Annotated in this window: 19 protein-coding genes, 1 tRNA gene and 1 other RNA gene; 19 read left to right on the top strand and 2 right to left on the bottom strand. The window is 31.0% G+C overall.

Going from position 1 to position 19598, the window contains the following annotated elements; translation table 11 throughout:
* Positions 1–35 precede the first annotated feature (35 nt).
* The 6 genes from folE (at position 36) to folP (ending at position 5169) form a co-directional block, all read left to right on the top strand.
* Complete coding sequence (gene folE / locus HGPB_RS07370; RefSeq protein WP_019133043.1) at positions 36–590, top strand: GTP cyclohydrolase I FolE; 555 nt, start codon at positions 36–38, stop codon at positions 588–590.
* Positions 590–1069: an HD domain-containing protein gene (locus HGPB_RS07365; RefSeq protein ID WP_019133042.1), complete on the top strand. Its 480-nt coding sequence runs from the start codon at positions 590–592 to the stop codon at positions 1067–1069. The genes folE and HGPB_RS07365 overlap by 1 nt, the downstream gene beginning before the upstream one ends.
* 11 nt (positions 1070–1080) lie before the next feature.
* Positions 1081–1905: a 2-amino-4-hydroxy-6-hydroxymethyldihydropteridine diphosphokinase gene (folK, locus tag HGPB_RS07360; protein WP_019133041.1), complete on the top strand. Its 825-nt coding sequence runs from the start codon at positions 1081–1083 to the stop codon at positions 1903–1905.
* A gap of 86 nt (positions 1906–1991) precedes the next feature.
* Positions 1992–3575 carry an S-layer homology domain-containing protein gene (locus HGPB_RS07355; protein WP_019133040.1) on the top strand — a complete coding sequence of 528 codons (1584 nt, stop codon included), beginning with the start codon at positions 1992–1994 and terminating at the stop codon, positions 3573–3575.
* A gap of 71 nt (positions 3576–3646) precedes the next feature.
* Complete coding sequence (locus HGPB_RS07350) at positions 3647–4003, top strand: class II SORL domain-containing protein (RefSeq protein WP_019133039.1); 357 nt, start codon at positions 3647–3649, stop codon at positions 4001–4003.
* Positions 4004–4191: 188 nt separating this feature from the next.
* Positions 4192–5169, top strand: a complete 978-nt coding sequence (folP, locus tag HGPB_RS07345) for a dihydropteroate synthase (protein ID WP_019133038.1) — start codon at positions 4192–4194, stop codon at positions 5167–5169.
* Between the two features lie 163 nt (positions 5170–5332).
* Here folP and bioB read toward each other — a convergent pair whose 3' ends face one another.
* On the bottom strand, positions 5333–6304 hold the full coding sequence (bioB, locus tag HGPB_RS07340; protein WP_019133037.1) for a biotin synthase BioB: 972 nt from the start codon (positions 6302–6304) through the stop codon (positions 5333–5335).
* Positions 6305–6432: 128 nt separating this feature from the next.
* Here bioB and HGPB_RS07335 point away from each other — a divergent pair, with 128 nt between their 5' ends.
* From HGPB_RS07335 to HGPB_RS07300, 8 genes are all read left to right on the top strand, one after another.
* Positions 6433–6990: a biotin transporter BioY gene (locus tag HGPB_RS07335; RefSeq protein WP_019133036.1), complete on the top strand. Its 558-nt coding sequence runs from the start codon at positions 6433–6435 to the stop codon at positions 6988–6990.
* 182 nt (positions 6991–7172) lie between these two features.
* Positions 7173–7463 carry an autorepressor SdpR family transcription factor gene (locus HGPB_RS07330; protein WP_316245539.1) on the top strand — a complete coding sequence of 97 codons (291 nt, stop codon included), beginning with the start codon at positions 7173–7175 and terminating at the stop codon, positions 7461–7463.
* Between the two features lies 1 nt (position 7464).
* Positions 7465–8124, top strand: coding sequence for an SdpI family protein (locus tag HGPB_RS07325; RefSeq protein ID WP_019133034.1), 660 nt, complete (start codon positions 7465–7467; stop codon positions 8122–8124).
* 80 nt (positions 8125–8204) lie between these two features.
* Positions 8205–10262, top strand: coding sequence for an HlyD family efflux transporter periplasmic adaptor subunit (locus HGPB_RS07320; protein ID WP_019133033.1), 2058 nt, complete (start codon positions 8205–8207; stop codon positions 10260–10262).
* 1 nt (position 10263) lies between these two features.
* Entirely contained in the window at positions 10264–10938 is a 675-nt protein-coding gene (locus tag HGPB_RS07315; protein ID WP_019133032.1) for an ABC transporter ATP-binding protein, read from the top strand.
* A gap of 4 nt (positions 10939–10942) precedes the next feature.
* Positions 10943–12196 carry an ABC transporter permease gene (locus HGPB_RS07310; RefSeq protein ID WP_019133031.1) on the top strand — a complete coding sequence of 418 codons (1254 nt, stop codon included), beginning with the start codon at positions 10943–10945 and terminating at the stop codon, positions 12194–12196.
* A 75-nt stretch (positions 12197–12271) separates the two neighbouring features.
* Complete coding sequence (locus tag HGPB_RS07305) at positions 12272–13399, top strand: THUMP domain-containing class I SAM-dependent RNA methyltransferase (RefSeq protein WP_019133030.1); 1128 nt, start codon at positions 12272–12274, stop codon at positions 13397–13399.
* 51 nt (positions 13400–13450) lie between these two features.
* Positions 13451–14551, top strand: coding sequence for a SpoIIE family protein phosphatase (locus HGPB_RS07300; protein WP_019133029.1), 1101 nt, complete (start codon positions 13451–13453; stop codon positions 14549–14551).
* 278 nt (positions 14552–14829) lie between these two features.
* Here the strand turns inward: HGPB_RS07300 and HGPB_RS07295 are convergent, their stop codons facing one another.
* On the bottom strand, positions 14830–15819 hold the full coding sequence (locus HGPB_RS07295) for a biotin--[acetyl-CoA-carboxylase] ligase (RefSeq protein ID WP_019133028.1): 990 nt from the start codon (positions 15817–15819) through the stop codon (positions 14830–14832).
* Positions 15820–15982: 163 nt separating this feature from the next.
* Between HGPB_RS07295 and HGPB_RS07290 the strand changes: the two genes are divergently transcribed.
* The 5 genes from HGPB_RS07290 (at position 15983) to feoB (ending at position 19329) form a co-directional block, all read left to right on the top strand.
* Positions 15983–16073: transfer RNA gene (locus HGPB_RS07290), tRNA-Ser, on the top strand.
* 3 nt (positions 16074–16076) lie between these two features.
* Positions 16077–16342: signal recognition particle sRNA large type (ffs, locus tag HGPB_RS08700), an RNA gene on the top strand.
* A gap of 361 nt (positions 16343–16703) precedes the next feature.
* Positions 16704–16934, top strand: coding sequence for a FeoA family protein (locus HGPB_RS07285; protein ID WP_019133027.1), 231 nt, complete (start codon positions 16704–16706; stop codon positions 16932–16934).
* Between the two features lie 3 nt (positions 16935–16937).
* Complete coding sequence (locus HGPB_RS07280; RefSeq protein WP_019133026.1) at positions 16938–17168, top strand: FeoA family protein; 231 nt, start codon at positions 16938–16940, stop codon at positions 17166–17168.
* A 10-nt stretch (positions 17169–17178) separates the two neighbouring features.
* Entirely contained in the window at positions 17179–19329 is a 2151-nt protein-coding gene (gene feoB / locus HGPB_RS07275) for a ferrous iron transport protein B (protein WP_019133025.1), read from the top strand.
* Positions 19330–19598 lie beyond the last annotated feature (269 nt).

Raw genomic sequence — 19598 nt, 5'->3', positions numbered from 1 at the left:
TTTAAAATAAATTGCAAAGGAATGTTAATAAAATAATGGATAAAGAAAAAATTGAAAAAGCAGTTTCTATGATAATTGAGGCAGTAGGGGAAGATCCTAATCGTGAAGGCCTTTTAGAAACACCTCAAAGAGTAGCAAGAATGTATGAAGAAATCTTCTCTGGACTTGGAAAAGATGCAGAAGAAATACTATCAAAAACTTTTGAACTAGTAGAAGGTGGAATGGTAGTAGAAAAAGACATACCTTTTTACTCAATGTGTGAACATCATTTTCTTCCATTCTGGGGTAAGGCACATATAGCTTATATTCCAGATCAAAGAGTTGCTGGTCTATCAAAACTTGCAAGAACAGTAGACCTTTATGCAAAAAAACCTCAACTTCAAGAAAGACTAAATCTTGAAATTGCAGATGCAATTATGGATTATCTAACAGCTAAGGGAGTTTTAGTTATAGTTGAAGCAGAGCATATGTGCATGAACATGAGAGGAATTAAAAAACCTGGAACATCAACAGTAACTTATATTGCAAGAGGAGTTCTTGAAGAAGACGAAAAATTAAGAGAAGAAGCCTTTAAAATGATGGGATATTAATGGAAAATACTAATATAATTTTTTCTGAAACAGATTATAAAGAGTATTTAGAAAAACTTGTATATTTAGAAAAAGATAGGATCTTTTGCAGGCATAATCTAGAACATTTTATTGACATGGCTAGGATTTGTGTGATTCTTTGCTATGAAAATAAGGTGGATTTTGATAAAGACTTAGTTTATTCTGCAGCCCTTCTTCATGATATAGGCAGGATAAAAGAAATTGAAGATGGAACTAGACACGAAATAGCATCGGCAGAACTGACTCCCCATTTTCTTGCTGCGACAAAATTTTCAGAAGAAGATAAGAAAAAGATAATATCTTTAATAAAAAATCATAGAAATAAAAAAAATCCAGACAAGAGCCTAGAAAAAATGTTTTATATGGCAGACAAACTTTCTAGATATTGCTTTAGATGTCCGGCAAGGGACAAATGCAATTGGTCTGATGAAAAGAAAAATTTAACTATTAAATACTAGGGGTGGAAGATATGGACTGTATAAAAATTAAAAATCTAGAAATTTTTGCAAATCATGGAGTATTTAAAGAAGAAAAATCTTTAGGACAAAAGTTTTTACTATCCCTATCTGTTTACTACAGCCAATCCAAAGCTGCAAAAACTGATGATCTTAATTATTCAATTAATTATGGAGAGCTTTGCTTTGAAATAATAGAAAGATACAAAAAAGAGAAATTTGATTTAATAGAAACAAGTTGCTTAGATATAATTAAATTTATCTTTGAAAAATATAAAATAGTTGAACAAGTTGATTTAGAAGTAAAAAAACCATGGGCCCCTGTCCACACAGGCGTAGATATGATATCAATAAAAATGTCTAGGAAACGTAGGAATTTTTATATTGGTATAGGAACAAATATCGGGGACAAGGAAGAAAATATCAAAGAAGCCATAGACTTAATGAAGGAAAATGGAATTGATATAGTAAAAGAATCCGGACTTCTAAAAAATAAGGCTTGGGGAAAAACTGACCAAGATGATTTTATAAATAAAATTGTAATAGGATCATCATATGAAGATCCAGATGATTTGCTTAGGATTTTGAACAAGATAGAAGATGAGATGGGTAGAAAGAGAATAGAAAAGTGGGGGCCAAGAATTATTGATCTGGATATACTTTTTGTAGATTATGAAAAAATTTATACAGAAAGGTTAATAGTGCCTCATCCTTATATACAAGAAAGAGAATTTATTCTTGAGCAATTAGTAGAAATTGCACCGCACTTTGTCCACCCAGTTTTAAATAAAAGTGTAAGAGTTTTATATGATGAATTAAGAGAAAAAGAGCTGAAGTAATTCAGCTTTTTTTATTGTAAAATGTCACGATAATTTAATGTTAATCATACTTTATTACTTTATAATTATAGTTAAGAGGTGATATTTTGAAAAGGTTAATAGCGTCGATACTTATTATAGCAGGATTGATTTTTAATCTTACAACAATAGCCTATGCCAGTGATGATATTTTAGTTGTGCTTGAACAACCAGCTGTTTATAAGGCTAATGAAAACGATTCATTGGATTATAATTTACTTGTAGAACTTCCAAAAGACTACAATAAAAAATACAGATCTTTTGCTGTTAGTATTTTAATGGACAGCAATTTAAAGGTTGAAGGAACTAAATTTGTAGGAATTGATCCTGTTGATTCAAAAATCAGTTTAAATAAGACTGAGGTAAAAGATGGTAATCAAGATTTAATTAGTGTTTCAATTAATGATACAGAAGCCCTAGGTAGTGCAGAAAAATTCAAGGTAAATATAAAAACAAAAGTTAAAAAAGCAGCAAGTGGCGACTCATTTAATAACTCATTTGTCTTAACCTATGTCGATAGGCAAGGAAATGAAAATTCTGTTCAAAAAAATCTTATTTCAAACACTAAATTAGAAAATCAAGAATCCATACTAGATGTAAATAGCATATACACAAATAGCAAAGTGGTTCAAGGCAAGGCCAATCCAGAAGCAAATATAGCTATTCTAAAAGATGGAAAAGAAATTGCCAAGACAAAGGCTGATAAAGATGGTAAGTTTTCTATAAAAATTGACAAACAAAAAATAGGAACAGAAATTCTAGTAAAGAGCAACTACAAAATAAATGGTGCAGATTTTTCTATTGATAAAAAGTTTGTTGTCAAAGATGCAGAAGAACAATATGATTCTAATTCTATGGTTGATGATTCTTTAATAGGAACAAAAAAAGAAAACATGGAAATACTTGATGATTATGTAAAGATGGCAAAGCTTATAAATATTTCCAAAGCTAATAAAGAAGATTCAGCAAGACTTGTTGCAGCAATTGCCAATGGTCAGTATATACAAATCAAGTCTGATCTAAAGAGTGATGATATAACAGATGCTATCAAAAAAATAAAAGAAGCCACTGCATTTTTAAGAAGTCCAATAATGAAGGGCTACACAGATAATACTTTTGGAGTAAATAAAAAGATGACAAGGGCTGAAACTGCTGCTGTTCTTGCAACAATAGACAATGGTGGAACTAGTCCAGTTGGATATTTTTCTGACTTCAAGGATGTAGAACAGGCTGATTGGTTTGCAGATAGTGTAGGTTATGTTCAAAAACAAGGAATTTTTGGTGGATATGAAAATAATACATTCAAGCCAACAAAATCAATAACAAGGGCAGAATTTGCAAAAGTTATTGCTAACTTTAAAGGATTAGAAGCGGATGAAGAAGGACAATCTTTTAAAGATGTTAAAGATAATTTCTGGGCAAAAGATGCTATTGAAGCAGTGAGTGCCAATGGTTATATGAATGGTAGAGGAAATAATAAATTTTATCCAAACGAAGCTATAACAAGGGCCGAAGTGGCAACAGTTTTAAATAAGATCCTAGATAGGACTCCAAATGAAGAATTTATAGACAAATATAGCAAAAATCCATTTAAAGATTTAAAGAAGGACCACTGGTCTTATTATCAAGTAATGGAAATAAGTGGAAATTAAATTATTGTATCCAATTAGATTGGGTATATAATTAGTGTAGTATAATTATAGAATTTATTGGAGGTAATACTTTGAAAAAATTAACTGAAACTGTACAAACTGCTGATTGGAAGAAAGAAAAACACGTTCCTGTAATCCATGTTGAAAATAAAGATGGTGAACTTTTAGTAACTGCACAAGTTGGAGAAGAAGTTGAACATCCAAACACATTAGAACATCACATTGCATGGATAAAATTATTCTTCCAAGCAGAAGGAGCTAAATTCCCTGTAGAAATTGGTTCTTACCAATTCTCAGCACATGGAGAAGAAGAACTTTTCTCAAAACCATATGTAGCTGCTAAACTAAAAACTGACAAAAAAGGTATTGTTTATGCACTAAGCTATTGCAATATTCACGGTCTTTGGGAAAATTCTGAAGAAATCTAATTTAATAAAACTAGAAAAGATGCATGACTTTGTGCATCTTTTTTGTTGCAAAAAATTATTTCTATTTAATATTTTTATTAATTTAAAAAAATTATAGAATAAAGACTTATTTATCCTATAATATACTTGTAGAATTAATAAAATAATAGAAAGATTAGATTAGTAATTACATTTAACCGAGGTGCATGATGAAAGATTTAAAATTTGTTTTTAATGATAAAACAATTGAACACGGAGATAAAACAAGAATTTGCGGTATAGTTAATGTTACTCCAGACTCATTTTCTGATGGAGGAAAGTGGAATAATATCGATGCTGCCTTAAAGCACAGTCAAGAATTAATAGACCAAGGGGCAAGTATATTAGATATAGGTGGGGAATCAACTAGACCAGGTTCTACTTATGTAGAAATTGAAAAGGAAATAGAAAGAGTTGTTCCTGTTGTAGAAGCTATAAAAAAAGAAATGGATGTTGCTATTTCTGTCGATACTTGGAAGGCAGATGTTGCAAAAGCAGCAATTGAAGCAGGAGCAGATATTATAAATGATATTACAGGATTTTTAGGCGATCACAAGATGGCAGATGTTGTAGCTGATTCAAAGGCTGGAGCAATTGTCATGTTCAATCCTGTAATAGCTAGACCAGAACACAAGAGTGCAAAAATATTTCCAAAATTTGGTAACAATGATGTATTTAACAAAGAAGAATACAAAAAAATGCAAGACATGCCAATACTAGACCTTATGGATTTTTATTTCAAAAAATCTCTTGAGCTAGCTAAAAAAGCTGGAATAGAAGACCAAAGAATAATGTTAGATCCTGGAATTGGCTTTGGACTAACAAAGGTAGAAAATCTTAAACTTATAAATAATGTTGAAAGAATTTATGATCTAGGCTACACAATCTTTCTTGGAGTATCAAGAAAAAGATTTATCGTTAATATGCTAAACGATATAAATATAAACATGGATGAAAATACAGAAGAAGGCTTTAGAAATAGAGACATGGGTTCAGCAGTTTTAAGTTCAATAGCAAGCTATAAGGATGTTGAGGTTGTAAGAGTTCATTCAATAGAAGAACATAAGATGGCAATTGAAATAGCCCACAATTTAAAGATAGCTGATTCTTTAGAAGATGTAGATTTTGGGGCTTATAAAAACAAATAAGATTAGGATAAAAATTAAGGCGGGGACAACCCGTCTTTTTTATTTTAAAAGTTATATAAAATAGGATAATAAAAATTATAAATAAATATTTTAAATTTTTGCAAAAAAAGATGCAAGACTAAAATTGATTCGCTTGCATCAAATTTAAATTTATTTTACACTTTTACATTGCACAAATATGATAATCCATTTTTTTAACCATTTCCATATCATCTTCCAAGCGAGCTCCGTAAGTTGTCAACATATCTCCTGTAATAGCTGCATTGGCACCAGATCTGAAACAAGATTTTCCTAATTCTTCCATGTTTGCACGACCGCCAGCTAGACGAATAGCTGCCTTAGGATTTATAAAGCGACAAATTGCAATTGTTCTGTTGATTTCTTCTTGGTCTAAAATCTTGTTATTTTCTAGCGGAGTTCCTTTTATTGGATTTAAAACATTGACAGGAATAGAAGCTACATTTAAATCTCTTAAGCTAATAAACATATCAACCCTGTCTTCAATCCCTTCTCCCAAACCAATAATTCCTCCGCTGCAAACTTCCATGCCAGCTTCTTTAGCATTTTTAATAGCTTGAATTTTTTGGTCAAAGCTGTGGCTTGTGCAGATTTCTTTAAAGAAATTTTCTGAACTTTCCAAGTTGTTGTGAACTCTTATGACACCAGCTGCCTTTAATTTTTTAAAACCTTCAGCAGAAATTAATCCACCTGATAAGCAAACCTTGACTCCAGGCTCTATTTCGTGGATAGCTTTTACAATTTCACAAACTTTATCAATATCTTTTTCAGTTAAAGACTTTCCTGACGAAACTAAAGAATATCTAGGGACACCCCTGCGATATTTTTCAATAGCATCATTTACAATAGTATCCTTGTCCAAAAGAGAATAGACATCAACTTTTGCATGATTGTGAGCTGATTGGGCACAAAATTTGCAATTTTCTGGACAATGGCCACTTTTTGCATTGATAATTGTGCACATATCAAATTGATCTTGGCAGAAATGTTTACGAATTTCTTCAGCAGCTGCTCTTAATTCATCATAGTCTTCATTATACAGGTCGATAGCATCTTGACGAGAGATTTGTCCACCTTTTAACACTGTATTTTTTAGTTTTTCTAAATTCATTTTCATTCAACACCTCTAATAAAATTAGTATAAAAAAAAGCTTTTTATATGTCAACCTAATTGACAAAATTGTTTACATTGTTTAAAATAAATAATTGTTTAAGACTTTAAATGATTTGGGAGGTATTAAAATAATGAATCGAGTAGAAAGAAAGATGAAGACACAAGACCTAGTACAAGTAGCTCTTATGGCAGCTTTAATTGCTGTTGGCGCTTTTATTACTATTCCTTTGGGACCAGTTCCTTTTAGTATGCAAAACTTTTTTGTATTTATGGCAGGACTTTTATTAATTCCAAAATTTGCTGGTTTAAGCGTACTTACATATGTTCTTGTGGGTCTAATTGGAATTCCTGTATTTGCAGGTTTTCACGGTGGCGTGCAAATGGTTTTAGCACCAACTTTTGGATTTTTAATTTCTTTTATAATTGCAGCTTATGTAATTTCAAAACTTGCTTATGGAGAAAAAAACTTTATTAAAATTTTATCTGTACTTATTCTTGCAGAAGTTATTTTTTATGCAATCGGTCTACCATATATGTATATAATTCTTACAAAAGTTAATGGGACACCGATGACATTTCAATCAACTTTAGCAGTTGGAATGATTCCATTTATAGGACCAGACTTATTAAAGGCTGTTGTTGCAGCTTTAATCGCACCAAAAATTTTAACTGCACTTAATCGCTACTAATTAAAATTCATATTTGCTTAAAATTTAAGTTAGAAGACGGGGAAAATCCTCGTCTTTTTTGTTTGAAAAATTTAAAAATATTTTTATGAGAAAATTTAAAATAAAGACTATTTAGAAAACTATCTAAATAGAATTGACAAAAGTCATTTCAAATAATACAATCTATTTAGAAATATTTCTAAATAGATTTTGGAGGTGGTTTTATCAATATCGATAAAAGCTTAAAGGCTCTGAATGATGAAAATAGGAGAAAAATCCTATTTATGTTAAGAGATAGGGACATGAGTGCAGGAGAAATTGCAGAAGCTTTTGATTTAAAAAACGCAACTGTATCCTACCATCTTTCTCTTTTAAAAGATGCCGGCTTAATAATTTCCAAAAAAGAAAAAAATTATATTTACTATAAGTTAAATATGTCGGTGTTTGAAGAAGTGATATCTTATATTTTAAATTTTACGAAAAAGGGTGATTAGTATGAAAAGGAAAACAGCTTTTAAATTAGGTTTATTAATATTTTTATTTGTATTTGCAGTATGCTTAATTTTTTATAAAAGGCTACCAAGTGAATTGCCAATTCATTTTAATATGAATAACCAGGCTGATAGTTTTGCCAGCAAAGAGATGGCACTTTTTGGAGTAAATGGTTTTATGCTAGTTCTATATTTATTTTGCTATTTTATTACAAATAAGGACCCAAAAGTTGAAAACCAAGGAGACAAGGCCCTTAATGTAGTCCTTATATTTGTACCAATTTTAGCAATTTTAACAAGTGCTATAACAATTTCTTATGGATTAAATTATAGACCAAGAATTGATTTATATTTAAATCTTGCGCTTTCTATAATGTTTATCTTGATTGGAAACTATCTACCAAAGACTAAGAGGAATTACACTCTTGGAATTAAACTTCCTTGGACCTTAGCAAGTGACTATGTTTGGGAAAAGACACACAGGTTAGCAGGTTATCTTTGGGTAATAGGAGGTCTTGTAAGTCTTATAGGAACAATACTTTTTAAAGAATATAATTCCTATATATTTGTAGGAGCTATAATTATTATGGTTTTTATTCCAATGCTTTATTCTTATTTAGTTTATGAAAAAATAAAAAAGCAAGCAGATGAAGACAATGATTAGAAATTTTAGAAATTATTTAGAAAATATTTATCTAAAATTTAATAAGCCTATAGTATAATCAAAATAGTTAGGAGGTAGCTATGACAAAAGTAAAGGCTTTTATTTTAAAACATAAAAAACTATTTATTATACTTGCTTTACTTCTGATTGCTTTATTTGCAGTTAAATTAATCTTTGCAAATAAAGATGATAGCGAAGTATTAGCAAAGGCAGAAACTACGGAAATGAAGAAAAAGAATTTTGAAAATTCTATAAGAGAAAGTGGAGAAGCAATCAGCGAAAACAGTACGACAATCTTTGCTGAAAAGCAGCTTCCAGTCAAAGAAATAAATGTAGAAGTTGGGGACAAGGTTGTAAAAGACCAAATTATAGCAAGGCTTGATGATTCTAGCATAAGACAACAAATTGCTCAAAAACAAGCAGCCATAGCATCAACTTCTTCATCATCTGCAGCGCAAATAAAAAATGCACAAAATAGACTTTCAGATGCAAATAAAAATCTAGAAAAGGGAACCAATGCAAATATTGTTGCAGCAAATAATGCAGTTATATCAGCCTATGACCAATGGCAAAGTGCTGAAAAAACATATGATAATTATCAAAGATCTTTAAGTCTTGGTTATAATGACCAAATTATCCAGGAAGACCAAAGTGGTAAAAATGCAGATGATAGTTTAAATTCAGCTCAGTTAAACTTAGACCAATCCATAAGAAAATATAGTAATTTACAAGATGAAATTAGAAATGCTGAAGCTAATTTAAGTTCAGCTAGCGCTAGAGTGGACAATTTAAGGAATAGACAGGATAATTTGACAAGACAAATATCAGATTTGAGATCACAAAAAGAAATGCAAGATTCAAACTTATCTATGCCAAGTAATCAAGAAATGCTGGGCAAATTAAATAGTGATCTTATAGAAATTCGTATGAAGATAAATTCTGTAGATAGGACTCAAGCAGGTTCGCAAGATTTACTTAATTCCTTACAAGATAGAGAAAGACAAATACAAGACCAGATCAATGAAATAAGCAGAAACTCACAAAATCAAAATAATTCTAGCAAAGTAGATTATACAAGTCAGATTGCTAGTTTAGAAAATAGCTTGAAAGAAGTTAGTGAAGACCTAGCATCGGCACAAGCAGACCTTAGCAAGTACCAAGCAGAAGTCGAAAGTGGAAGAAAGCAACTTGATCCTAGCAAGATGGAAATAGAACAACAAAATCTTGCCCTAAATAAATCGAAAACTGATAAAGAAGCAAATAGTGAGCAAAAAGAAAAAACTAAACTAACAAGAAAAGACCAATTAGAGGTTTACAGACAAAATGCTCAAGACTTAAAAAGTGCTTATGAATCAGCCCTAAGAAATCTTGCCTCAGCAGAAGAAGCTGCAAAAGATGAAATATCATCTCTTAAAAATAATTTATCAATAGCAAAATCTTCAGCCAACACAGGAATTGATTCTACTGATCTTAAATATTTATATGAAGACCTAGAAAAAACAGTTATAAGGTCTCCAATAGACGGAACAATAACAAGTGTTAATGTTGAAGAAGGTCAAGTGGCAGGAGATTTTTTAGCAAAAGTTGATACAGTTGATAGGATAGTTGTTAAGACAAAGGTAAAAGAATTTGATGTAAATAGGTTAAAAGTAGGACTTCCTGCAGAAATAACAAGTGATGCAGTGGGAAAATCAAAAGTATTCAAGGGTAAAGTTGAATCAATAAACCCAACGCCAATTTCTGCAGACCCTAGCAATCCAGCAGGAGGACAAAAAACAAACGAAGTTTACTATGAAGTTAAACTAAGCCTTGAAAATGATAGAGAAAATGAAATTAAACCTGGCATGACTTTGAGAGTAAAATATATTTTCGAAAAGAAAAAAGATGTATATGTAATACCTCTTGCTGCAATATATGAAAAAAATTCAAAAGACTTTGTACTTTATTTAGATAAGAATGCAATAAATAAAGCTTCAACAATAAAGGAAATGCCAGTAATTATCAGGGATAAAAATGATTATGAAGCAGTGGTAACATCAGAAAATGATCTTTCAGGCATAAGAGTAATTAATTCACCAGATAAGTATAGTGCTGGAATGAAAGTTAGACTAGAAGATATTAAAGTTGATGGTGATTAATTTGCAAAAATTGATTTTAATGAAAGATATAGTAAAAAAATACTATATAGGCCAGGAAAATGAACTTGAAATTTTGCATGGCATAGACCTAGATGTTGAAGAGGGAGAGTTTGTATCAATAGTTGGTGCTAGTGGATCTGGAAAGTCTACTCTTATGAATATTATAGGACTACTTGATAGACCAACATCGGGAACTTACTTTTTAAACGGCTTAAATGTTTCCGATGCAAAGGACCAGGACCTATCTAAGATAAGAAATAAAAAAATAGGCTTTGTTTTTCAAAACTTCAACCTTATACCGAGAATTTCTGCCATGGGCAATGTTGAACTTCCCATGATGTATGGAAAAGTTGAAAAAGAAAAAAGACAAGAAAGAGCAATCGAGCTTTTAAAACTTGTCGATATGGAAGATAGGAAAGACCATAATCCAAATGAATTATCGGGTGGTCAAAAGCAAAGAGTTGCAATAGCAAGAGCGATGGCAAATGATCCAGATATAATTCTTGCAGATGAGCCTACTGGTGCTCTTGATTCAAAGACTGGCAGGCTAGTTATGGATATATTCCATAAATTAAATGAAGTGGAGAAAAAGACAATTATTTTAATAACCCACAATACTGAACTGGCTGAAGAAACTTCAAGAGTTCTCACCATGTCCGATGGAAGGATAGGGTGATTTTATGGGCATATTAGAAAATATTAAGATAGCTTTTTCAGGACTTTTATTAAACAAGATGAGGTCTTTTTTGACCATGCTTGGAATAATTATTGGAATATCTTCTGTAATAGCTATAGTTACAATTGGGAAGGCCCTTTCGGATTCAGTTGAGCAGGGCTTTTCTCAAATAGGAAATACAACAATAGAAGTTATGGTAAGACCAAAAGATGACTTTGAAGATATGACATCAGATGATATGATTCCAAGATCAGAAATTGAAAGATTTAAGGAACTTAATCCTGATAAAATAGACTCAGTAACTATAAATGGAAGTATAGTGTCAGGAACTATAAAAGATGAGAGAAAAACTTCAAATGTAAGAATATATTCTACAACACCTGGAGCAAAGAGTGTTTTTAGTATAAAAATGCTATCGGGATCTTTTTTAACTGACGAAGATGAAGAAAAATCAAAAGAAGTTGCAGTAATATCAGATAAGGTCGTAGAGGATATTTTTAATGATAAAATAGAAGATGCATTAGGATCTGAAATTGAAGTAGATACTGGAGGTAGTTTAAGAGTTTATAGAGTCATAGGTATTTATAAATATGAACCAATGAGCATGGGAGTATTTGGGGGAGAATCGGAAGATGATCCTACTAGCGTTTACATACCGCTTGGAGTTGGTAACATGCAATTTTCTGATGGAGAAGATACAGACAAATATATGTACTTTATGTTAAGTGCAAAAGATAGGGAAGGACTTTCTGATTTAGAAAAAGAAATAGAAAAATTTTTTAATGAAGGAATACTAAGAGATAGAGAGAATGTAGAAGTAAGAGCAAATAGTGTTGAATCATTTGCAAGCCAAGTAAATCAAACTATGGGAACAATAAAACTTGCTATAGGAGGAATTGCAGCTATTTCTCTTTTAGTTGGTGGTATTGGGGTTATGAATATATTGCTTGTATCTGTAACAGAAAGAACAAGGGAAATTGGTATTAGAAAAGCCCTTGGTGCAACCAATAAAGACATAAGACTACAATTTATAATAGAAAGTATAATTATTTGTATAATAGGTGGAGTTATAGGAATTTTACTTGGAACAGCTCTTGGATATGGAGCTTCGATCTTGTTAAAATCAAAAACTCTGCCATCAATCAGCTCAATAATTGTTGCAGTAGGATTTTCTATGGCGATTGGTATATTTTTTGGATACTATCCAGCCAACAAGGCGGCAAAACTCGATCCGATAGATGCTTTGAGATATGAATAAAATTAGAGAAGAAGAACCAGAATAACTGGTTCTTTTTTTTATAGAATATATTGTATAATTAATTTGGGTGAAAGAATGAAGAATATAAAAATAATAGTAAATATGAATTTTGGACTAGAGTCTGTTGTAAAAAGAGAACTTTTAGACTTAGGCTATGAGAAACTAGAAGTTAGTGATGGACAAATAAAATTTGATGGAAATTTAAGGGATATAGCTATCTTAAATTTAAGATTAAGATCAGCAGAAAGAGTTTTTATAGAAATAGCAAGTTTTGAAGCTCTTAGCTTTGAAGAACTTTTTGATAATGTATATGCGATTGATTGGGAAGATATAATTTCAGAAGAAGGAAATTTTATCGTTCAAGGAAGATCAGCAAAGTCAAAACTTTTTTCAGTATCTGATTGCCAAAGAATAACAGAAAAAGCAATTATAAAAAAATTACAAAGAACTTATAAAATAGATTATTTTGAAAAATCTAAAGAAAGATATAAATTAGAAGTCATTTTATATAAAGATGTCGCTAGAATTTTACTAGATACATCAGGATCAGGACTTCACAAAAGAGGATATAGGGCTGCATCCTACAAGGCGCCAATATCTGAAACCCTAGCAGCAGGGCTTATCCAGCTTTCATTTTGGAATGATTCCAGAGTATTTTGGGATCCATTTTGCGGATCAGGAACTCTAGCAATTGAAGCTGCCATGATAGGCAAAAATATAGCACCAGGACTTTCTAGAAAATTTGACTTTGAAGAATTTATTTTTATGGACAAGGAAATAATGAAAGAAGAAAAAGTTAAGTGCTATCAAGAAATAGATTATGATAAGGAACTTGAAATTTATGGAACAGATATTTCAAGACAAGCTATTGAAATAGCAAAAAGCAATGCAGAAATTTTAGGACTAGAAAATGATATTAAATTTTTTGTAAAAGATATAAGAGATTTAGACCTTGCTGGAGATTACGGAGTCATTGTTACAAATCCACCATATGGAGTGAGAATTGGCGGAGACGATTTGGCGGAATTAGAAAAAGAACTTGGGAAACTTTATAAGGAAAATCCAACTTGGTCCTTATTTGCCATATCTGCTGATGAAAAGTTTGAAAAAAACTTCGGCAAAAAATCTAACAGAAATAGAAAACTATACAACGGTAGGATTAAGACCTACTACTACCAGTATCACGGACCTATGCCAAAATAGAATATCATTTAACAGTTTAATATGATATAATAATTGAACAGAGGTGGAAGAATGGGATCTAAATATAAAGATATGATATTTAACAAATCAAAACTTAATTATCAGATTTTAGATGCTATTGCTGATCTAGTTAGAGTCATAGATGCTGATGGCAGGGTGATTTTTGTAAACAATGCCATGGAAGAGCAACTAGGCTATGACAAGAAAACCTTGGTTTGTAAGATAGATGATTTTGATTTATCTACGAATATAGCAAATAGAACCATTCAAACAGGAGAAGTTATTCAAAGAGAAGAATATATAGACGGGATATACTATTCTGTAAAATGCTCTCCTATAAAGAACCTAGATGGAAGAATATTTGGAGCAGTAGAAGTTTTTAGAAACACTAGTAACGAGCATAGACTTATTAGTGAAATTATAGATAAAAATAAAAAGCTTTCTATAGAAATGGCTCAAGCTAAAAAAATTCAAAATTCCCTATTACCTAAAAATGGATTTATTGAGAATTTGAAAGTAGAATATATTTACAGACCATCAAGTGTTCTTAGTGGAGATATTTTTGATATCTTCAAAATAGATGAAGAAAATTTTGGAGTTTATATATCAGATTGTGTGGGACATGGATTTGCATCTTCTATGCTAACCATGTTTATTAAATTTGTACTCAGAGATGTACCTTTTGAAATCTTGATCCACCCAGCAGACACACTTTCCTATCTACAGGAGAAGTTTGTAAAACTAGACTTAGATATAGATAATTACTTTACTTTTTTCTATGGAGTTTACAATAAGAAAGCTTCAAAATTTACTTATTCAAATGCAGGTCATTTTCCAACACCAATTTTAGTATCAAATGGTCAAGCAAAAGTTCTTGAGGCAGAAGGATTTCCAATTACAAAATTTTTAAATAATGAATCCTACCAAGAGTATGAAACAGATCTTAGAATAACAGATAAATTATTATTTATGACAGATGGAGTAGTAGATTCAAAAAATTTTAAGGAAGAAGCCTACGGAGTTAATAGGGTTATAGATATCTTACTAAACAATGATGATGGAGAAATTGATGAGCTAAACAAAAAACTCTATGAGTTTACAATGGGCGAACAAAAAGACGATATTTCTGCCCTATTATTAAAAATATGGTAAGTAATATAAATATAGAATAGATGACTAAAGAGATAAAAATTATTTTAAAAGATTTTATTAAAAAAATCATTATAAATGCAGCCAAAGTCTCATGTATACAAGCTTGCAGTCAATGCAAGCTTCTTTTATAAACTTTTAGAAAACGATTGCAAAACTATGAAAGCTGTGTTATTATTAAGTTGTTAATATTTCCACTATGTTGTTAATATTACTCAATTATCTTTTTTTCTTCCCAATATAAAATAAGGAGGGCAGTCCGAAACTGTTCTCCTTATTTTTTATCTATAAAAGTCTCCTCTAATTGAGATCTCGCCACTAGACAAGGTCATTTTATTAGAATCATCTAATTTAACAATTAAATTTCCTTTTTCATCAAATTTTTCAGCTATACCACTGTACTTTTTAGAATTTAATTCAAATTCAACTTCCTGATTTATAACATTCGAATACTTAGTGTAATAATCTAGGACACTTTCATTTGATTGATGATAGTAGATGTCGTAAAAATTACTGATTATTTTTGCACACAATTCACTTCTTAAAACGCCCTTAGGATTGATAGATCCAGCCTTGTTTTTCAATTCACCAAAATTTTCTTCTTTGGTAGAAAAATTAATTCCAATTCCAACTATTATAGATTTTATATGTCTATTTTCAAAATCAGAATCGGCTTCTGATAAAATTCCACAAACTTTTTTTCCATCAACAAAGACATCATTGACCCATTTGATTTTTGCCTCTTTATCAGTGATTTCATTAATTGATTTTGCAACAGCAACTGCTGCTCTAACAGTTACAAGGTCAAACGAACTCATATCAAAATTATCTTCTGGGAATAAGACAATTGAAAAATAAATTCCAGACCCCTTAGGAGAAATAAAGTCTCTGCCGCGTCTGCCACGTCCTCCAGTTTGTTCATCGGCAACTATCACAGTGTAATTATTTAATTTTTCAGAATAGAGCCTTCTTTTCATTTCTGTATTAGTCGAATCTATAGAATCATAATAGATAATATCTATATCTTTTTCCTTTAACTCATCTGATAAATTATGTTTTATGCCAAATTCAGAAATTTTATCACAATCTTTATCAATCTGGTAACCCTTGTTGGTGGAACTGTTTATTACAAAGCCTTGATCTCTTAGAGAATTAACCCCTTTCCAAATCGCAGTTCTAGATATATTGAGTTTTTTAGCCATATCTTCACCGGATATAAAATCATCCCTATTTTCTTCCAGATACTTTAATATCTTTTGTTTTGTATTCAAAACCTCACTCCTTAAGAAAATACTCTTAATTAATATTTTACATCATTTAGAAAAAATTTTAAAATTTTCTATTTATTTTTAATTTATTTATCTCTTTATTTGCAGTAAAATCATAGATTCTTGACAAAGTCTAGATTACAAGTTAGAATTATATTCTAAGCTTGGAGAGATGTCCGAGAGGCTGAAGGGGCCCGCCTGGAAAGCGGGTATACGATAATATCGTATCGAGGGTTCAAATCCCTCTCTCTCCGCCATTGCCATGATAGACGGGGAATTAGCGATGCCTTGTAACCTGCGATTCGCTATAGCAGGGTCGAATTCCCATATGAGGGTTGTTGTTTGTATAGACTGCCCCAAAAAAGTGATGTTGATAATAGGGTCCTGCGCAAGATAGCCCTGCGAACCGTGTCAGGTCTTGACGGAAGCAGCACTAAGTAGGTGACTAGCTGTGCCGCGGGAGTGCCTTATTTGAGTTAACTATTTGGGTACCGTATATGAACGTAATTCGATTATGGGTTCATGGTTACATATTAGCACCTGGAAACGGGTGCTTTTTTTATGCAAATTTATAAAAATAAAGCAATTAATTTGTTTGATAGATTTAATTTAAAATTATTAAAAGTATCTTAAAGCAAAATTTTTTATTATAAATGTTTTAAATTTTAATATGCAAACAGGAATAATATGAAAAATACAGAAAATACTTAATTTTATTTGGGAATATTTTAATTTGGAAAAAAAGTGTGTTATAATATCGATGCTGATTATCAAAAGACTTGTGTTATCAAGTACATATTATTATCAATTAGAAACAATTACTTTAAATATTTAGGACTTCGATATTGATAGAATTTTGCTATATTTCATGTTAGGAGTTGAGGAAGATGAATTTATTAATGATTCCGAAAAACACAGACTTTAGAATCACCAAGATAAAACAAAATAAGCTTAATAATTTAAATCAATATAGACATCTTGAAAATTTAGGATTTGTTGAGGGTGCTATTATTAGTGTTGTTAGTGAAAACAGTGGAAATTTGATTGTAAAAGTCAAAGATTCCAGAGTTGCAATAGGACACGATATAGCGTCGGCTATTATTGTTGGGGGGATTTAAAAAATGAGTTTGAAAGAGGCAAAAGTAGGCCACTACTATAAAATCTCAAAGATTAATGGTCAAGGTGCCTACAAAAGAAGAATTATGGACATGGGTATTACTAAGGGAGCTGAAATATACATAAGAAAAGTTGCCCCTCTTGGCGATCCAGTACAAATCAATGTGAGAAATTATGAATTATCTATAAGAAGAAATGATGCAGAACTTATAGAAATTGAAGAAATAATAAAATAGGAGGTAAATTATGGATATTACAGTTGCATTAATTGGTAATCCAAACAGTGGTAAAACCACTTTATTTAATAATTTAACAGGATCTTACCAATACGTTGGTAACTGGCCTGGTGTTACAGTTGAGAAGAAAACAGGACAATATAAAGAAGATAAAAATATAAAATTTACTGATCTACCTGGTATATATTCTTTATCTCCTTATACATTGGAAGAAGTTGTATCAAGAGATTATTTAATAAACGAAAAACCAGATGTGGTTATAGATGTTATTGATGCATCTAATATAGAAAGAAACTTATATCTTGCAACTCAGCTTTCAGAAATTGGAATTCCTTTAATTTTAGCTTTTAACATGATGGATGTTGTTAGAAAAAATAAGGACCAAATTGATACTAAAAAGATAGAAGAAGAACTTGGCTGCAAAATTGTAGAGATATCAGCACTAAGAAATGAAAATCTTGATGAGTTGATAGAAACAACTAAGCAATTAGCTGAAAAATCTTACGAAAATAAGAGCATGAAGAGTTTTTCAGAAAATGTTGAAAATTATATAGAAGAAATAATTTCTAGTGTAGATTCACTAAAAGAAAATCCAGCTAAAAGATGGCTAGCAGTAAAACTTTTTGAAAGAGACGAAAAGATAAGAGATGAGATTTTTGTTAGCGAAGACGAATTTGCTAAAATCAATTCAATTATCGATAAGGCAGAAGAAGAATTTGATGATGACAGCGAAAGTATTATAACAGACCAAAGATATAATTTTGTAACTGACATCACAAGTAAATCAGTAAAAAAAGGAAGAAGTGGTCTTTCAACAAGTGATAGAATCGATAAAGTTGTAACAAATAGACTTCTTGCCCTTCCTATATTTGCAGTAATTATGTCAGCTGTTTATTATATTTCGATTGGCATTGTTGGTGGTCCAATAAATGATTTTTGGGCTGATGAACTTTTAGGAGAAAGGGTTCCAGAAGCTGTTGGTGGATTTTTATCTTCTATGGGTGTTTCAGATGCTTTAACAAGCTTAATATCTGATGGTATTATTGGCGGTGTTGGAGCAGTGCTTGGATTTTTGCCTGTAATAGTTTGTCTATTCTTCTTAATTTCAATTCTAGAAGATGTTGGCTACATGGCAAGAATTGCCTTTATATTAGATAGAGTATTTAGAAGATTTGGTTTATCTGGTAAGAGCTTTATTCCTATTCTAATAGGAACAGGTTGTTCTGTACCGGGAATCATGGGAACAAGAACAATAGAAAACGACAAGGATAGAAGAATGACAGTAATAGTTGCATCCTTTATGCCTTGTGGAGCAAAAACGGATATAATTGCCATGTTCGCAGCTATGTTTGCTGGAGTTTGGTGGTATTCAACAATTTGGTATTTTGGTGGGATTGTTGCTGTTGTAGTTTCTGGTTTAATATTAAAGAAAACAAAAATCTTTAGTGGCGACCCTGCTCCATTTGTTATGGAACTTCCAGAATATCATTTACCAAGCATGAGAAATGTTTTAAAAGCAACTTACAACAGGGGTAAAGCCTTTGTTATAAAAGCTGGTACAATTATTCTTTTATGTACAGTTGTAGTTTGGGTTCTATCAAATATTTCTATTTATGGAGAATTTATGGAATTTGAAAATGCTTCAACTCATTCAATCCTATCTTATATTGGTACAAAACTATCATTTATATTTGCACCGCTTGGGTTTGGAGATTGGATGGCAACAGTTGCTACTTTACTAGGACTTGTAGCTAAGGAAGTTGTAGTTTCAACTTATGGAGTAGTTGCAGGACTTGGAGAAGTTGCTGCTGGAGATGCTAGCTTAAACGCTTTAATAACTTCTAAATTTACAACAGCATCTATCTTATCATTCATGTTCTTCAACCAATTAACTCTACCTTGCTTTGCAGCACTTGGTGCAATGAAAGAAGAAATGGGAGAAAGAAAATGGTTTAGATTTGCAATAGGCTACCAAATGGTATTTTCTTATACAGTAGCTCTTATGATCTACCAATTCTCAAGAGTTTTAATAGATAAACAAGCTTTTAATGCTGGAACAGCAGTTGCTCTAGTAATATTGGCAATATATCTATACTTAATTCTTAGACCAGCAAAAAAAGAAGATAATAAATTACAAGTTAGTCATGAAGGAGTTAGATGATGAATATTCCTACAATAATAACCTTACTTTTATTATTAGTTGTTATATATTTTTCAATAAAGCATACAAGAAAAGCTAAAGGTTGTGACTATTGTCAAGCATGTCACAATAAAAACTCTTGTTGTGCTACAAAGAAAAAGGACCTGAATTAATTCAGGTCTTTTTTTATATGTTAGAAATATTTACAAAAGTTTATTATAGCTAATATCATTGAAAATTAAACGATTAAAGTATAAAATTAATTTGATAGATTGCTTAAAGGAGATTAG

This window comes from Peptoniphilus obesi ph1, from assembly GCF_000311865.1.
In the GTDB taxonomy this organism is placed as follows: Bacteria; Bacillota; Clostridia; order Tissierellales; family Peptoniphilaceae; genus Peptoniphilus_E; species Peptoniphilus_E obesi.
The sequence above is the reverse complement of the archived record's forward strand: the minus strand, read 5'-3'. Positions and strand labels throughout refer to the sequence as shown.

Coding starts and splice junctions, on each gene's coding strand:
- HGPB_RS07310 (WP_019133031.1), top strand. CDS start 10,943: ATGGGCATATTAGAAAATATTAAGATAGCTTTTTCAGGACTTTTATTA.
- bioB (WP_019133037.1), bottom strand. CDS start 6,304: ATGAAAATGAATTTAGAAAAACTAAAAAATACAGTGTTAAAAGGTGGA.
- folE (WP_019133043.1), top strand. CDS start 36: ATGGATAAAGAAAAAATTGAAAAAGCAGTTTCTATGATAATTGAGGCA.
- HGPB_RS07300 (WP_019133029.1), top strand. CDS start 13,451: ATGGGATCTAAATATAAAGATATGATATTTAACAAATCAAAACTTAAT.
- HGPB_RS07335 (WP_019133036.1), top strand. CDS start 6,433: ATGAATCGAGTAGAAAGAAAGATGAAGACACAAGACCTAGTACAAGTA.
- HGPB_RS07365 (WP_019133042.1), top strand. CDS start 590: ATGGAAAATACTAATATAATTTTTTCTGAAACAGATTATAAAGAGTAT.
- folK (WP_019133041.1), top strand. CDS start 1,081: ATGGACTGTATAAAAATTAAAAATCTAGAAATTTTTGCAAATCATGGA.
- HGPB_RS07305 (WP_019133030.1), top strand. CDS start 12,272: ATGAAGAATATAAAAATAATAGTAAATATGAATTTTGGACTAGAGTCT.
- feoB (WP_019133025.1), top strand. CDS start 17,179: ATGGATATTACAGTTGCATTAATTGGTAATCCAAACAGTGGTAAAACC.
- HGPB_RS07325 (WP_019133034.1), top strand. CDS start 7,465: ATGAAAAGGAAAACAGCTTTTAAATTAGGTTTATTAATATTTTTATTT.
- folP (WP_019133038.1), top strand. CDS start 4,192: ATGAAAGATTTAAAATTTGTTTTTAATGATAAAACAATTGAACACGGA.
- HGPB_RS07320 (WP_019133033.1), top strand. CDS start 8,205: ATGACAAAAGTAAAGGCTTTTATTTTAAAACATAAAAAACTATTTATT.
- HGPB_RS07280 (WP_019133026.1), top strand. CDS start 16,938: ATGAGTTTGAAAGAGGCAAAAGTAGGCCACTACTATAAAATCTCAAAG.
- HGPB_RS07285 (WP_019133027.1), top strand. CDS start 16,704: ATGAATTTATTAATGATTCCGAAAAACACAGACTTTAGAATCACCAAG.